General features: G+C 44.4%; 13 protein-coding genes and 1 other annotated feature. Of the genes, 6 read left to right on the top strand and 7 right to left on the bottom strand.

What is annotated here, in order from left to right; translation table 11 throughout:
* The first annotated feature begins 53 nt into the window (after window positions 1-53).
* Together bceA and bceB are read left to right on the top strand one after the other, a co-directional pair.
* Window positions 54-815, top strand: a complete 762-nt coding sequence (bceA, locus tag MKY50_RS15450; protein WP_003229137.1) for a bacitracin ABC transporter ATP-binding protein BceA — start codon at window positions 54-56, stop codon at window positions 813-815.
* Window positions 805-2,745, top strand: coding sequence for a bacitracin ABC transporter permease BceB (gene bceB, locus MKY50_RS15445; RefSeq protein ID WP_341116903.1), 1,941 nt, complete (start codon window positions 805-807; stop codon window positions 2,743-2,745). The genes bceA and bceB overlap by 11 nt, the downstream gene beginning before the upstream one ends.
* 36 nt (window positions 2,746-2,781) lie before the next feature.
* Here bceB and MKY50_RS15440 read toward each other — a convergent pair whose 3' ends face one another.
* Window positions 2,782-3,528 (bottom strand): LMBR1 domain-containing protein, encoded by a 747-nt coding sequence (locus MKY50_RS15440; RefSeq protein ID WP_014480618.1) that lies wholly within the window; start codon window positions 3,526-3,528, stop codon window positions 2,782-2,784.
* Window positions 3,529-3,716: 188 nt separating this feature from the next.
* On the opposite strand from MKY50_RS15440, the gene MKY50_RS15435 reads away from it, so the two are divergent.
* A complete protein-coding gene (locus tag MKY50_RS15435) occupies window positions 3,717-4,910 on the top strand; it encodes an MDR family MFS transporter (RefSeq protein ID WP_024572130.1) in 1,194 nt (397 codons plus the stop codon).
* A gap of 236 nt (window positions 4,911-5,146) precedes the next feature.
* Here MKY50_RS15435 and MKY50_RS15430 read toward each other — a convergent pair whose 3' ends face one another.
* Entirely contained in the window at window positions 5,147-5,932 is a 786-nt protein-coding gene (locus MKY50_RS15430) for a blue-light photoreceptor (RefSeq protein WP_003229169.1), read from the bottom strand.
* 403 nt (window positions 5,933-6,335) lie between these two features.
* Between MKY50_RS15430 and MKY50_RS15425 the strand changes: the two genes are divergently transcribed.
* The 3 genes from MKY50_RS15425 to MKY50_RS15415 all read left to right on the top strand — a co-directional run bounded on the left by MKY50_RS15425 (window position 6,336) and on the right by MKY50_RS15415 (window position 9,937).
* A complete protein-coding gene (locus tag MKY50_RS15425; RefSeq protein ID WP_003246114.1) occupies window positions 6,336-6,671 on the top strand; it encodes a DUF4257 domain-containing protein in 336 nt (111 codons plus the stop codon).
* A 102-nt stretch (window positions 6,672-6,773) separates the two neighbouring features.
* Window positions 6,774-6,988: a binding site (T-box leader), on the top strand.
* Window positions 6,989-7,095: 107 nt separating this feature from the next.
* On the top strand, window positions 7,096-9,510 hold the full coding sequence (leuS, locus tag MKY50_RS15420; RefSeq protein ID WP_341116902.1) for a leucine--tRNA ligase: 2,415 nt from the start codon (window positions 7,096-7,098) through the stop codon (window positions 9,508-9,510).
* A gap of 115 nt (window positions 9,511-9,625) precedes the next feature.
* On the top strand, window positions 9,626-9,937 hold the full coding sequence (locus MKY50_RS15415; RefSeq protein ID WP_004398993.1) for a rhodanese-like domain-containing protein: 312 nt from the start codon (window positions 9,626-9,628) through the stop codon (window positions 9,935-9,937).
* Window positions 9,938-9,958: 21 nt separating this feature from the next.
* On the opposite strand, the gene melA is transcribed toward MKY50_RS15415, so the two are convergent.
* Genes melA through MKY50_RS15390 form a run of 5 tightly spaced genes read right to left on the bottom strand, consistent with a single transcriptional unit; the run spans window position 9,959 to window position 15,356 of the window.
* Window positions 9,959-11,257, bottom strand: coding sequence for an alpha-galactosidase MelA (gene melA, locus MKY50_RS15410; protein WP_003229179.1), 1,299 nt, complete (start codon window positions 11,255-11,257; stop codon window positions 9,959-9,961).
* A 19-nt stretch (window positions 11,258-11,276) separates the two neighbouring features.
* Window positions 11,277-12,107: a carbohydrate ABC transporter permease gene (locus tag MKY50_RS15405; protein ID WP_213414543.1), complete on the bottom strand. Its 831-nt coding sequence runs from the start codon at window positions 12,105-12,107 to the stop codon at window positions 11,277-11,279.
* Complete coding sequence (locus MKY50_RS15400; RefSeq protein WP_015251409.1) at window positions 12,104-13,015, bottom strand: carbohydrate ABC transporter permease; 912 nt, start codon at window positions 13,013-13,015, stop codon at window positions 12,104-12,106. Before MKY50_RS15400 ends, MKY50_RS15405 begins: the two co-directional genes overlap by 4 nt.
* Window positions 13,008-14,288, bottom strand: a complete 1,281-nt coding sequence (locus MKY50_RS15395) for an ABC transporter substrate-binding protein (RefSeq protein WP_061891032.1) — start codon at window positions 14,286-14,288, stop codon at window positions 13,008-13,010. Before MKY50_RS15395 ends, MKY50_RS15400 begins: the two co-directional genes overlap by 8 nt.
* A 33-nt stretch (window positions 14,289-14,321) precedes the next feature.
* Complete coding sequence (locus tag MKY50_RS15390; protein WP_033884841.1) at window positions 14,322-15,356, bottom strand: LacI family DNA-binding transcriptional regulator; 1,035 nt, start codon at window positions 15,354-15,356, stop codon at window positions 14,322-14,324.
* Between the last annotated feature and the right edge of the window lie 70 nt (window positions 15,357-15,426).

Here is a 15,426-nt window from a genome sequence, read left to right as displayed (position 1 = left end):
GCCCGGCATTCCTTTTTATAATGAGATTATCCAATATAAAGGAGACTGCGTAAATGGTGATTTTAGAAGCGAATAAAATTCGAAAAAGTTATGGAAACAAGCTGAATAAACAGGAAGTGCTGAAGGGCATCGATATTCACATTGAAAAGGGCGAATTCGTCAGTATTATGGGTGCTTCCGGGTCGGGAAAAACCACTTTGCTCAACGTTCTGTCCTCAATCGATCAGGTCAGTCACGGAACCATTCATATTAATGGAAATGACATGACGGCTATGAAGGAAAAGCAGCTGGCTGAATTTAGAAAACAGCATTTAGGTTTTATCTTTCAGGATTACAATTTGTTAGACACATTGACAGTGAAAGAGAATATCCTTCTGCCTTTATCGATCACGAAACTATCAAAAAAGGAAGCCAATCGCAAGTTTGAGGAAGTTGCCAAGGAACTGGGAATATATGAATTGCGGGATAAATACCCGAATGAAATTTCCGGCGGCCAGAAGCAGAGAACATCCGCTGGAAGAGCGTTTATTCATGACCCGAGCATTATTTTCGCTGATGAACCGACCGGCGCGCTCGATTCGAAATCGGCCTCTGATCTATTAAATAAGCTGAGCCAGCTCAATCAAAAACGCAACGCGACGATTATTATGGTTACCCATGATCCCGTCGCTGCCAGCTACTGCGGCAGAGTCATTTTTATTAAGGACGGTCAAATGTATACACAGCTGAATAAAGGGGGCCAGGACAGGCAAACGTTTTTCCAGGATATTATGAAAACGCAAGGCGTGTTAGGCGGGGTGCAGCATGAACATTAATCAGCTCATCCTGCGAAATTTGAAAAAGAATCTCCGGAATTACTATTTGTATGTGTTTGCGCTCATCTTTAGCGTGGCGCTTTATTTCGCCTTTGTCACGCTGCAGTATGATCCAGCAATTAACGAAGTGAAGGCTTCAATCAAGGGAGCCGCGGCTATTAAAACCGCTTCGATTTTGCTTGTGGCTGTAGTGGCGATCTTCATTTTATATGCCAATACGATTTTTATTAAGAGACGGAGTAAAGAAATCGGGCTGTTTCAATTAATTGGAATGACGAAGCATAAAATTTTTCGCATCTTAAGTGCAGAAAATGTCATGCTGTATTTCGGTTCATTAGCGATCGGGGTAGCGGCCGGGTTTTCGATATCGAAGCTTGTCTTGATGATTCTGTTCAAAATTGTCGATGTCAAAGCGGATGCGAAACTGCATTTTTCTGAGCAGGCCTTGGTCCAAACGGTCATTGTGTTCTGCGGCATTTACCTTTTGATCATGATCATGAATTATACGTTTATCAAAAAACAGAGTATTTTATCTTTGTTTAAAGTAACGTCCTCCACTGAAGACAAAGTGAAGAAAATATCATTTTTCCAAATGCTGATCGGCGCTTTAGGCATCGCGTTGATTTTGACAGGATACTATGTGTCTTCTGAGCTGTTTGGCGGAAAATTTAAGACCATTAATGAACTGTTTGTTGCGATGAGCTTCATTCTGGGGAGCGTCATTATCGGGACGTTTTTGTTTTATAAAGGATCAGTTACGTTTATCTCGAATATCATTCGAAAAAGCAAGGGCGGCTACTTAAATATTTCTGAGGTTCTGTCACTGTCATCGATCATGTTCAGAATGAAATCGAATGCGCTGCTGCTGACGATTATTACAACCGTTTCAGCGCTCGCCATCGGGCTGTTATCTCTTGCTTACATCTCGTATTACTCGTCGGAAAAGACCGCTGAACAAAATGTAGCGGCTGATTTTTCATTCATGAATGAGAAAGATGCCAAGTTATTTGAAAACAAATTGAGGGAAAGCAACATCTCGTTTGTAAAAAAGGCAACACCTGTCCTGCAAGCAAATGTTGACATTGCAAATATTATGGATGGAACTCCGAAAGAGATGCAGGGCGATCCCGGCAATATGCAGCTTGCTGTTGTTAGCGACAAAGATGTAAAAGGAGTCGATGTGGCGGCTGGAGAAGCCGTTTTCTCAGGATACACCGACTTGCTGCAAAAAATAATGGTTTTCAAGGACTCTGGTGTTATTAAAGTAAAAAGCAAGCACGAGACGCAGCCATTAAAATATAAAGGATTAAGAGAAGAGTTTCTTGTATCCTACACGTTTACAAGCGGGGGCATGCCCGCTGTCATTGTGGATGACAGCCTGTTTAAACAGCTGGACAAGGATAAAGACCCCCGCATTCAGCTGGCGCAATCTACATTTATCGGCGTCAATGTGAAACATGACGATCAAATGGAAAAAGCAAATGAGCTTTTTCAACAGGTGAACAAGAAAAACGAGCATTTATCAAGACTAGATACAAGCGCTGCGCAAAAATCACTGTTTGGTATGGTGATGTTCATCGTCGGCTTCTTAGGGTTAACGTTCCTGATTACATCAGGTTGTATCCTTTATTTTAAACAAATGGGTGAAAGTGAAGATGAAAAACCGAGCTATACAATTTTAAGAAAACTCGGCTTTACGCAGGGCGACCTGATAAAGGGGATACGCATCAAACAAATGTACAACTTCGGCATTCCGCTCGTTGTCGGCCTCTTCCACAGTTACTTTGCCGTCCAATCCGGCTGGTTCTTATTCGGATCAGAGGTATGGGCGCCTATGATTATGGTGATGGTGTTATATACTGCGCTCTACTCCATTTTTGGCTTTCTGTCAGTTCTTTATTATAAGAAGGTCATTAAATCGTCGTTGTGAAACAGAAAAAGCTCCAGACATTCTGGAGCTTTTTGTTTATCGTTTTGGCGCCCGATAACCGGCGGCTTCAGCTTCTTCAACTGAGCAAAACATTTCAGCCGGATCGGTTGTCCGGTCGTAGTATGTACTGCCTGGCGTGTGGTAGATGCCGTTTTTGCTTCCTTTGATATTACAGCCTTCTGCTTTGTCAGCTGTTTTGGTTTCATCACTTTTACTCGTATTGTTTGAAGAACTTCCAGTGTCTTCATGAGAACTGGCAGTTTGGCTTTCCGTCTCTTTTAATTGATTTTCAAGCTTTGTTTTATCTTGTCGGAGTGTTTCATTTTCAGCCTTTGCCGTTTTTGCATCTTCTTTGAGCTGCTTTTGATTTTCTTGAAGCTCTTTAATCTCAGCTTTTAATGATTTCTGAGTCTTTTTTAGATCGCTATTTTCGTTTTTAAGCTTTTCAAGCTTGTCTTGATCTTCTTTGTTGTCTTTTAATTTCTTTGCTTCGGAGCTGACAGATTTATATTCTTTCTCAAGTTCTTCGTGCTCTTTTGTGAGGTTTTTATATTCGGCGTTTAGCGCTGAATATTTTTTCTCGGCATTTGCTGCGGCAGTGTCAGGTTCTGCCAATGCTGCCCCGGTAAAGAGCAGCACAAGGCCTCCAATGAAAAGCGGCCAAAAAAGTCTCTTGGAGAAACGTTTTTCCTTTTTCAGTACATATCTGACAAGGTGATATAATCCATAGCCCAGTGCAATGAGACATGCCAGAAAACCTAAGAATGCTAATACCATTTCCATAATATGACCCCTTTTTCTATTTATTTTACATTTTTCAAACAATATTTGTTAGATTTTTTCACGCTCATCAGTTGAAAAATGTGAGAGAGACAGATAGAATGAATGTGCTATGATAACTGGATTCGTACGGAGCCGTTTTAGGTTTCGTTTTTTTCATGAGCTTTTTTAGGTAAGAAAGGGGGATGAGTATGCCGCGTGCTCTTAAAATTTTAGTCATTGGAATGTTTATCAATGTGACGGGTGCTTCTTTTTTATGGCCGCTGAATACGATTTATATCCATAATCATTTAGGAAAGTCGTTAACAGTAGCCGGACTTGTCCTGATGCTGAATTCCGGCGCCAGTGTGGCTGGCAATTTATGCGGAGGTTTTTTGTTTGATAAAATCGGCGGTTTTAAATCGATTATGCTTGGGATAGCCATTACGTTAGCAAGCCTGATGGGCCTTGTCTTTTTTCATGATTGGCCAGCCTATATTGTGCTGCTGACGATTGTGGGCTTTGGCTCCGGTGTTGTTTTTCCGGCCAGCTACGCAATGGCAGGATCGGTATGGCCTGAAGGGGGAAGGAAGGCATTTAATGCGATATATGTCGCGCAAAACGCAGGTGTGGCTGTCGGTTCAGCGCTTGGCGGTGTCGTGGCGTCTTTCTCGTTTTCATATGTATTTTTGGCGAATGCCGCGCTGTATCTGGTCTTTTTCTTTATTGTATATTTCGGATTTCGAAATATTCAGACGGGAGATGCGTCCCAAACGTCTGTGCTTGATTACGATGCTGTGAACAGCAAAGCAAAATTTGCCGCACTGATCATTTTAAGCGGAGGCTATGTACTGGGATGGCTGGCTTATTCTCAATGGTCAACCACAATTGCTTCGTACACACAAAGCATTGGAATATCTCTTTCCTTATACAGTGTGCTGTGGACGGTTAACGGAATTCTCATTGTGCTCGGCCAGCCGCTCGTCAGTTTTGTGGTGAAAAAATGGGCCGAGTCGCTAAAAGCGCAAATGGTCATCGGCTTTATCATTTTTATTGTGTCTTTCAGCATGCTGCTGACTGCAAAGCAATTTCCGATGTTTCTCGCTGCGATGGTAATCCTGACTATCGGAGAAATGCTTGTTTGGCCTGCTGTGCCGACTATTGCCAATCAGCTTGCCCCTAAAGGGAAAGAAGGCTTTTATCAAGGCTTTGTCAACAGTGCGGCGACAGGCGGCAGAATGATTGGTCCCCTGTTCGGAGGAGTGCTTGTCGATCATTACGGCATTAGGGCTCTTGTTTTATCTCTGTTGGTATTGCTGCTGATCAGTATTGCCACAACGCTTCTATATGACAAACGGCTAAAATCAGCTAAAGAAACAAATAAGCAGGCATCAATCTCTTCATAATAAAAGATCCCGCTGGGTGAGCGGGATCTTTCAGCGTGTCGACAAACCCTCGCATTCGTTGTCAGGCCTGCGCTTCGGTGCTCACGAATTAGAACATTCGCTCCGCTCCTATGCTCGTCCTTCCTAGACTTCAAGGGTTTTCAATCACGCTGAAAAGATGACAAAATCCTAAAATGAAAACCATTTTAGGATTTTGTCAACAATCTGAAAGATCCAGCTGGGTGAGCGGGATCTTTTTACATAATCGGAAGCACTTTAACGGCATCCTTTACATTTGAATATGTTTTCAGCGACGAAAAATTGGCATCCAGTTTATTCATTTTCATAGCCAATTCAGGCTTAATGCCAGTAATGATTAACTCAGTTCCGGTCAATTTCAGCAAATGGCTCAGCTTGAAAATTTGGTCGGCCGTTTGTTCGTTCACTTGGGCCAATCCGGATAAATCAATGATCAAATAATCATCTTTGGATGTTGATAAGATATTCGTCAATGTGCAAACGATGGAATTAAATCGCTCCTCTGTCAGGTTTCCGACTAGCGGAAGAGCCGAAATGCCATTGCGAATCGGGACAATAGGAGTTGAAAGTGCAGTAATTTCCGTGAGGGAATCCTCGAGAAGCTTTTCATACTCTTTTTGCTTGGTGATGTCTTTCTGAATTCCGACAAAATATGTTTTATCCTCTATTTCCATTGGATCAATATTTAATTCATTCCAGAACATCGTTCCGTCTTTTTTGTAGTTTTGAATCTGAACGGTGACCGGTTCTTTATTTTGTAAAGCGGTTCTGATGTTGTCCACTTCTGCAGGATCTGTGTGTTTCCCCTGTAAGAAGCGGCAGTTCTTTCCTAAAATTTCCTCGGTCTCGTAGCCGGTCATTTGAACAAAGCCTTGATTTACGTAGATAATAGGATTATCTTCAAGTGCGGGATCTGTAATTACCACACCGACTCGCACGTGATCAAGCGCTTTTTTGATGACTTCCAGCTGTCCTGGTATCCCAAATGATTGAAAACTAGCCATATAAATCCCCCTTAGGCCGTCAGCTTGCTATGCGAAAGCCTGATATTCCCCTTTTTAAAATGAATTCTACAGTAACCGTAGCACAACACATGTTCTGATTCAAGCAAGTGCAGTTTGTTGTTTGTCATTAGGGCTTGTCCTCGTATACACTAAAAATAAGAACAGAATTTGAACATATGAACGGAAAGGTTTTCTACATGCTAAATAGGTGACTAGGTCAATGTCACTGGGTGAAAAATGAATCCAATGCATCAAGCTTACCGATCATGTGTTCACATATAATGGAAGAAACAAGCTTTTTACAGATTTGCCGGTATGTAGATATCGAAAATCATCGGAATCGTTTAAGGGGGCTGGATGGCCTGAAGTCGCTTTACGAAATAAGGGCTTTAGGAAGGTGATGATGAAGATGCTGCATCAGGTACTCATTGCTTGTGTAATTGGAGGAATCATGGGGATTCTCGGTCATGTGAAAAAGAGAGGCAGGCTGGAGAAGCCCAGAATGACGAAGCGGTTTATCTACCTTGGATTTTTGGAAGATTGGTTTATCGGCATGACGGCTTCCATTTTACTTGTATTATCCGCTGACCCCGATTCAGGAATTCAACTTGTCATCTTATCCATTATCTCAGGCTACGGCGGTGAAGCTGTTCTCAGAAGTTTTGACTTTGTGAGAGAACTGAACAGCGGCGGCGAACCGGCCGAGTCCAAACGTCAAACCAAAACTCCACCCGAATAATTGTCCTCAATCTCCGCCCGTTCAGGGTACATTCCCATTGTATACAAACCTGCTTGCACTTATGAACAGAATTCTATAAAATACAGTTAGATTACGGTTGCGATAAGAACAATGAAGAGGAGCAGTAAGAAACAGATATTGTTGCAGAGAGTTGACGGCTGGTGAAAGTCAATCAAGTTTGTTTCCGAACTCACCTCAGAGTTGCAGCGGTGAAAAGCCGCTGACGCATAACTGCGTTAAAAGTATCAAGTGAGTGCGGCGTATGCCGCGCTAACGAGGGTGGTACCGCGGGAAAACGAAAGTCTCTCGTCCCTTTTTGGGATGAGGGAGTTTTTTTTAGTTTGGGAATATTCTGAATAATCCTCTCCTTCCCGTCAATACTTGAACCATACACGCCGTATTCAATCAGAAGGAGGTTTTTACTTTGAGTTTTCAGCACAAAGAGATAGAAAAGAAATGGCAAACATATTGGCTTGAAAACAAAACATTTGCCACTCTTGATAATAATGAAAAACAAAAATTCTACGCGCTGGACATGTTTCCTTACCCGTCTGGAGCTGGGTTGCACGTCGGCCATCCTGAAGGATACACAGCTACGGATATTCTGTCCCGCATGAAGCGAATGCAGGGCTATGATGTCCTTCATCCAATGGGCTGGGACGCATTCGGCCTGCCAGCTGAACAATACGCGCTTGACACAGGGAACGACCCCGCTGTGTTTACGAAGCAGAATATTGATAACTTCCGCCGCCAAATTCAAGCGCTTGGCTTCTCATATGACTGGGATCGCGAAATCAATACGACTGACCCTGAATACTATAAATGGACGCAATGGATTTTCTTAAAGCTATACGAAAAAGGCCTTGCTTACGTTGACGAAGTGCCTGTAAACTGGTGCCCTGCGCTCGGTACTGTTCTTGCCAACGAAGAAGTCATTGACGGCAAGAGCGAACGCGGCGGCCATCCGGTAGAGAGACGCCCAATGAAGCAGTGGATGCTGAAAATCACCGCTTATGCGGACAGGCTCCTTGAGGACTTGGAAGAGCTTGATTGGCCGGAAAGCATTAAAGATATGCAGCGCAACTGGATCGGCCGCTCGGAAGGCGCTCACGTTCATTTTGCTATAGATGGACATGATGATTCCTTTACGGTGTTTACAACAAGACCAGATACGCTGTTTGGCGCTACATACACTGTCCTTGCCCCGGAACACGCATTGGTGGAAAACATCACAACGGCTGAGCAAAAAGAAGCTGTTGAAGCTTATATCAAAGAAATTCAATCAAAGAGTGACCTAGAACGCACAGATCTTGCGAAAACAAAGAAAGGCGTATTCACAGGAGCGTATGCGATCAATCCTGTAAACGGAGAAAAACTGCCGATTTGGATTGCAGATTATGTTCTTGCATCATACGGAACAGGTGCTGTCATGGCAGTTCCAGGCCACGATGAGCGTGATTTTGAATTCGCCAAAACATTCGGCCTTCCGGTGAAGGAAGTCGTAAAAGGCGGGAACGTCGAGGAAGCAGCTTATACTGGCGACGGCGAGCACGTGAACTCTGATTTCCTGAACGGCCTTCACAAACAGGAAGCGATTGAGAAAGTGATCGCTTGGCTGGAAGAAACGAAAAACGGTGAGAAGAAAGTGACGTACCGTCTTCGTGACTGGCTCTTCAGCCGCCAGCGTTATTGGGGCGAGCCGATTCCGGTCATTCATTGGGAAGACGGAACGTCAACAGCTGTCCCGGAAGAGGAGCTGCCGCTGATTTTGCCAAAAACGGATGAAATCAAACCGAGCGGAACGGGCGAATCACCGCTTGCGAACATTAAAGAGTGGGTGGAAGTCACAGATCCTGAGACAGGGAAAAAAGGAAGAAGAGAAACGAATACAATGCCGCAATGGGCGGGAAGCTGCTGGTATTTCTTGCGCTATATTGATCCGCACAATCCGGATCAGCTGGCATCACCAGAAAAATTGGAAAAATGGCTTCCGGTCGATATGTATATCGGCGGTGCAGAGCATGCCGTGCTTCACCTTCTGTATGCCCGCTTCTGGCACAAGTTCCTTTATGATATCGGCGTAGTGCCGACGAAAGAACCGTTCCAAAAGCTGTACAACCAAGGAATGATTCTCGGTGAAAATAATGAAAAAATGAGTAAATCTAAAGGGAACGTTGTCAACCCTGACGAAATCGTGTCCTCTCACGGTGCTGATACGCTGAGATTGTACGAAATGTTCATGGGACCTCTTGATGCTTCAATCGCCTGGTCTGAATCAGGATTAGACGGTGCGCGCCGTTTCCTTGACCGTGTATGGCGCCTGTTTATTGAAGACAGCGGTGAGCTTAATGGCAAAATCGTTGAAGGCGCGGGTGAAACATTGGAGCGCGTCTATCATGAAACGGTCATGAAAGTCACAGACCATTATGAAGGCCTTCGTTTCAACACGGGTATTTCCCAGCTAATGGTCTTTATTAATGAAGCTTATAAAGCAACAGAACTGCCGAAAGAATATATGGAAGGCTTCGTGAAGCTTCTTTCTCCTGTCGCGCCACACTTAGCGGAAGAGCTATGGGAGAAGCTTGGCCATTCCGGCACAATTGCCTACGAAGCTTGGCCTGTATATGATGAAACAAAACTTGTGGATGATGAAGTTGAAATCGTTGTTCAGCTGAACGGAAAAGTAAAAGCGAAATTACAGGTTCCTGCCGATGCAACGAAAGAACAGCTGGAACAGCTTGCTCAAGCAGATGAAAAGGTCAAAGAGCAGCTTGAAGGCAAAACGATTCGGAAAATCATCGCGGTGCCTGGGAAGCTTGTCAATATTGTGGCAAACTAAGCCTAGAAAAAATCCCCTTTGCCAAAAGGGGATTTTTTTCATCAGTCTCAGAATGGCAATCGTTCAGCTGACTTTGATATACTGAACATGATCACTGTGAATAGGAGTGTTTTCTTTGGAAATAAAAGAAATCAGCACAGCCGCTTTGAAAGAAAAAATTGAGGCGGACGAAGAATTATATTTAATTGATGTCAGAGAAGATGAAGAGGTAGCGGAAGGCATGATCCCGCAAGCCGTTCATATTCGCATGGGGGATATTCCTGAAAAAATGGAAACCCTTGATAAAGACAAAGAGTACGTATTTATCTGCCGCTCAGGAATGCGCAGCATGAACGTCTGCAAGTACCTGGATGAGCAAGGCTTTAAAACAGTCAATGTTGAAGGCGGCATGATGGCCTGGGAAGGCGAAACAAAACCAAAAAACTAGGGGAGAGCGGTCCCCTAGTTTTTATTTGTATTCCGGAAGCCAATCGCCGTGTGCTGCAAATAAATCGTCGCACATGGAGATGATGTCCTTCATGGAAAGCTCCGCGCTTGTATGCGGATCAAGCATTGCAGCTTGGTAAACCGCTTCTTTTTTCCGTGTGACAGCCGCTTCGATTGTCATCAGCTGTGTATTAATATTCGTCCGGTTTAAGGCGGCAAGCTGCTCAGGCAGTTCTCCGGCGAAGCACGGTGTAATTTTTTTTCTGTCGGCGACGCATGTCACTTCCACAACCGCTTTTGAAGGAAGGTTGGTGATCAGCCCTGTATTCAAGACGTTTCCTCCGAAGGTGAATGGTTCGTTTGTTTCCATTGCTTCTATAATTCTTGAACCATATTCCTTTGAGCGTTCGTGCGTAAGGTTTTTATTATTGACGATATCATCCCGCATTTTCTCCCAATTTTCAATTTGCTTGACGCACCTTCTCGGATATTCGTCGAGCGGGATTTGCAGCTCGCTGATCAGTTCAGGGTAATTCCGTTTAATAAAGTATGGGTGATACTCTGCGTTATGTTCGGACGATTCCGTGACATAATAGCCGAACTTATCCATTAATTCAAACCGCACCATATCATGATGCTTTGTTTTTTGTTTTTCTTTCGCTCTCCTTTTGATTTCTGGATATAAATCTGTGCCGTCTTTTTTGACTTCCAAAAGCCAAGCCATATGATTGATTCCCGCGATGCGTTCCTCAATTCCGTCATGCTCCATTCCGAGAGCTTTAAATAAATCCTTCGTGCACACTTGAACACTGTGGCAGAGCCCGATTGTTTTGATATTGGTATAGCGGAGCATGGCGCCTGTAAGAGTGGCCATTGGATTTGTATAGTTTAAGAACCATGCGTCAGGGCACATTTCCTCCATATCTTTTGCGATATCAATTAAGACCGGGATTGTTCTGAGAGATCTGAATATCCCGCCGATGCCGACTGTATCGGCGATCGTCTGGCGCAGCCCATACCGTTTAGGAATCTCGAAATCGATGACTGTGCTCGGTTTGTATCCTCCAACCTGAATCGCATTGATGACATAGCCTGCGTTTTGCAAGGCGAGTTTTCTGTCATCATAGCTGTTGATGGCCACACTTGGGTTATAACGGTCTCTTAGATTTTCGAGCATGAGCTGGGATTCCTGCAGGCGTTTGGGATCAATGTCGTAAAGAGCGAACTCAAATCCATTCAGTGCCTCTGTTAACAGGCAGTCTCCCAAAACATTTTTGGCGAAAATCGTGCTCCCTGCACCGATAAATGTAATCTTTTTCATATTGCTTCCTCCTTTAATGTTAACCCTTTACCGCTCCGGAAGACAGGCCGGCAATAAAGTATTTTTGCAGCGCCAAAAACAGAACAACCATCGGCAGCATTGCCATAAGTGCCGCTGCGGCAACTAAATGCAGGTTGTTTGCGTTTTCTCCAAAAAAACTTGCCATGGCGACTGTTAATGTCTGAACCTTTTGATCTTGTAAAAAGAAAATGGCAAATTGATAGTCGTTCCAAATAAAGACACAAGAAATAATACAGATGGTCGCAGTGATCGGCTTCAGCAGAGGAAACACAATCGTAAAAAAGATTTTCAGCATGCCTGCGCCGTCAATTCTTGCGGCTTCTTCAAGCTCTTTTGGAATGGTCGATCGGATAAAGCCTGAATATAAGAATACGGTTAACGGCATGTAAGCCGCTGTATTGATGAAAATGGCAATTGCGTGTGTATTGACCATCCCGGCGTCCACGACCATTCGGTACAAAGGAACCATGGACGTTAACGGAGGGATGATCATAATGGAAATCAGCAAGGCAAAAACGGCTTTATTCAGTTTCGTTTCCCTCCGGGCAAGCGGGTAGGCGGCAAGTGAGCCGAATATAATTAATAACAAGGCAGAAAAACCTGTGATGATCATGGTGTTTATAAAAGAGTTACCTAGCGAAGCGCGCTCCCACGCCTCTGAGAAATTGTGAAAGGAGATGTTGGCTGGAAATATCCATTTCGAACTGTAGTCTCCTTTTGCTTTCAATGAAGTGGTCAGCAGGATATAAAAAGGAATAAAATGCGCACAGGCCACAATGGCGGCAAGAAGCGTAATGATCCGCATGTTTTTTGTACGGACGGCTCTCATGACATTTCCGTCTCCTTTCTTTTAAAGTACGCAAGCGCGCAAAAGCTGATGATCAAAATGACAAATGCCATAAATATGCCTTGCGTTGCGGCATAGCCGGCATCCTGCCGTTTGAAATACAAATCATACATAAACGTGGACATGGATTGTGACGCATTTCCGGGACCGCCCGCGGTGAGTGCAATGATGACGTCAAAAAGCTTTAAGCCTCCGATAATATTGATGACCATATTAATGGTAATGGAGGGCATTAACAGCGGCAGCGTGATGGTAAAAAACTGCTGGCCTTGTTTCGCGCCATCCATTTGCGCCGCTTCATAGTAGTCTTTCGGAATGCTTTGCAGACCGGCTAAGTAGACAACCATAGCAATCCCGACATATTGATAGGTGTTAATCATGACAATGATCCATGGATTGAGCGAGGGACTGGCGAGCGCATTAATAGGGCTGATGCCGAAGACCCCGAGCAAATCGTTGAGCGCGCCTCCGTCATAGGAGAAGAAAAAGTACCAAATGTAGCCCATAATGAGCGGGCTGATCATCACCGGCAAATACACAATTGTTCTTGTTACCGCTTTCGTTTTAATGCTTTGATTTAAGAGGAGAGCGTACAGAAGCCCGACCACATTTTGAAAAAAGGTGCTGCCAAGCCCGTAAAGCAGAGTGTTTTTTAAGATATGCCAAGTATCAGGATCAGAAAACAGCCTTTCATATTGCGCGAATCCAACCCATTGGTAGACTTGTGAAAATCCGTTCCAGTTTGTAAAGGTAATCAATGTGCCTTTCACAAACGGGTAAATCATAAAGACCAGAACGGAGAGCAAAGCAGGAATGTACATCCACCAAAGTGAGGACTGCTTTTTTGGCTTAACCTGTTTCACATGAACGTCCCTTGCGATCTCACTCATTGTTTTCAGCTCCCTGTGTTTCCGATTGCTCCCGGAGTCGTTTATATTCTCTTCCCAGCTTCTGCGAAATGTCTTGAGGCGCCAAAATGTCAGCCGCGAGCTCCTGCCCAACCGTGCCCAGGACATCCCACATTCCGTTTGGCAAGTATAAACGGTCGAAGTAAGGCTCTACTTTGACATCTTGATAATGCTCATAATCGTTTGCGTAGAAAATATCAGCTTTCACATTGGTCAGCCCTGAAGGAAGCGATGTGGCTTCAGCCATTTGTTTGGCATTGGCCGGGCGGGCCATAAATGCGATAAAATCTTTTGCCTCTTTTAATTGAGGCGAATCTTTCCATGCTGCAAGGGTGTAGCGTTCACCGCCGATCCATATCGGGTCATCACCGGGATGGATGGCAGGTGTCGGGATAATGCCGACCTTGACGTTCGGGTTGATCTGGGCAACGTCTTGGCCGAGTGTGCCGCCTTGCATTGTAAAGGCGATTTTGTTTTGGGCCATTAATTCAATGAGCTGTGATTTTTTTGCCGTGACGGCGTCGATATTGATCAATTTTTCTTTCTGCATTTGTTTGAGGATTTCTGATAAATAAGTGAATTTACTCCATTGAAAAGTGCCGTTGATGAGCTGTTTTTTTTCATTATGGGCAGGGTCTGTGATGAGAAGAGGTGTAGCGAATTGGTCGTAATATTGAGCGAATGAGCTTTTGTCATAGCCGGCAAACCAGAAGGGAACAATGCTTCCCTTGCTCTTTTCTTTAATCGTTCTCAGTGCTTTGATAAAGTCATCCATGGTTTCCGGCGGAGCAATGCCGTAACGGTCTAAAATATTGCGGTTATACGCCAGACCGTCTTTTGCCTGATTGATCGGATAGGCATACACCTTTCCGCTTTTATTTTTGAGGATGCTGTTTAAATTGGGATCAAGATCTTGAGTCCATTCCATATCCCGGAGATCGGCTGTATATTCACCGTACCTGATTTTCCCCCAGCCATGTGTATCGAATAGATCTGGCAAATCATTGGCCGCCATTCTGACACGCATCATATTTTCATAGTCATTGCCTGGGAAATGAAGGCTGACATGAATGTCACTGTGTTCCTTTTCGAATGCTGCCGCCAGTTTTCTGAACGTATCTCTTTCACTGTCGGTTGACATTGTAGAATAAATGGTTAACGTCTTTTTTGCGGTATCTGCTGAGCTTTTCTCTGCTGAACACCCGGGCAGAACAAGCAGAATAAGAGAGAGAAATAAAACAAAAGTGTGTTTCATCTTTTCCTCCTTATCATCGTGATGAATCTTTGCTTATGTCACCTCCTTTGCTGTACATCCGCAGCTTTGTCTTACGATTAATGTTGTAGGCAGGGTGACATGGTGAGGAAGCGTTCGGCCATTGAGACGGTCAAGCAGCAGTTTTACGCCTGTCCGGCCCATTTCCTCTGTGTATACCTTCACCGTCGTTAAAGGCGTGCTGGCAAATTCAGCTTCCTCAATGCCGTTAAAGCTGACGATTGCGGTATCCCGCGGCACTTGCAGTCCGGCTTCCTGCAGCGCTTTTAATGCGCCGATCGCCATAGAATCGCTGGCAATAAAGAATGCTTCCGGCAGATGGCCTTGATCGATTGCTTTCTTCATCAGGCGATAGCCCTCACGCATGCTGTATTCTCCGATCAGCACATGCTCAGGCTGGGGGGCGGCTGACTCCAAAAAAGCGGTCAGGCGTTTATCTTCAATCGTTCTGCGAATGCTTTGGCCGTCCTTCAGCGTATGCTCTTTTTCTTGTCCGCCAATGTAGCCTAACCGTTTGTAGCCTAAGTCGAAAAGGTGATCAATCGCCTGGCGTGAAGCCGATTCAAAATCGATTCCAATCGAATCGTATGCTTGCGGATCTGGTGAATGATTGATAAATACGGCATGCTCCAGCCTTCCGCTGATATGCTTAACCGCTTCATCATGAACACGGCCGATGACAATGACACCATCCAATTCCCGAAAGATATGTTCCTGAAAGGAGCCGAGATGAATTGAATTTGTAATGAAAATTTCCTGTTCAAAGCATTCCTTTTCAATCCCTTTCCGAATGGAAGAAAAATAAGGGTCCTGCCTTTCCTGATCAGGGGACAGACAGCTCAGCACACCGATCAGCGGCTGGGCCCGCTGTTTTTGCCCGCGGGCTTTTCGGCGTTTGGCAACGGTTTGATAACCAAGCTCTTCAGCGATGTTGATGACTCTTTGTCTCGTTTCGCCCGCAACAGAAAGCGACTCATCTTCATTTAAAATTCTGGACACAGTTGCGCTGGAAACTTTAGCTTTCAAGGCGATATCTTTAATACGAACCATGGGTATCCCTCTCATCTATTTAGTAAAATATTAACTCATCTGTTTTTGATAAATTGATACTATCATATAA

The sequence above is a fragment of the Bacillus sp. FSL R7-0685 genome, assembly GCF_038002425.1.
Lineage (GTDB): Bacteria > Bacillota > Bacilli > Bacillales > Bacillaceae > Bacillus > Bacillus subtilis.
The sequence above is the reverse complement of the archived record's forward strand: the minus strand, read 5'-3'. Positions and strand labels throughout refer to the sequence as shown.

Coding starts and splice junctions, on each gene's coding strand:
- bceA (WP_003229137.1), top strand. CDS start 54: ATGGTGATTTTAGAAGCGAATAAAATTCGAAAAAGTTATGGAAACAAG.
- bceB (WP_341116903.1), top strand. CDS start 805: ATGAACATTAATCAGCTCATCCTGCGAAATTTGAAAAAGAATCTCCGG.
- MKY50_RS15440 (WP_014480618.1), bottom strand. CDS start 3,528: ATGGAAATGGTATTAGCATTCTTAGGTTTTCTGGCATGTCTCATTGCA.
- MKY50_RS15435 (WP_024572130.1), top strand. CDS start 3,717: ATGCCGCGTGCTCTTAAAATTTTAGTCATTGGAATGTTTATCAATGTG.
- MKY50_RS15430 (WP_003229169.1), bottom strand. CDS start 5,932: ATGGCTAGTTTTCAATCATTTGGGATACCAGGACAGCTGGAAGTCATC.
- MKY50_RS15425 (WP_003246114.1), top strand. CDS start 6,336: ATGAAGATGCTGCATCAGGTACTCATTGCTTGTGTAATTGGAGGAATC.
- melA (WP_003229179.1), bottom strand. CDS start 11,257: ATGAAAAAGATTACATTTATCGGTGCAGGGAGCACGATTTTCGCCAAA.
- MKY50_RS15405 (WP_213414543.1), bottom strand. CDS start 12,107: ATGAGAGCCGTCCGTACAAAAAACATGCGGATCATTACGCTTCTTGCC.
- MKY50_RS15400 (WP_015251409.1), bottom strand. CDS start 13,015: ATGAGTGAGATCGCAAGGGACGTTCATGTGAAACAGGTTAAGCCAAAA.
- MKY50_RS15395 (WP_061891032.1), bottom strand. CDS start 14,288: ATGAAACACACTTTTGTTTTATTTCTCTCTCTTATTCTGCTTGTTCTG.
- MKY50_RS15390 (WP_033884841.1), bottom strand. CDS start 15,356: ATGGTTCGTATTAAAGATATCGCCTTGAAAGCTAAAGTTTCCAGCGCA.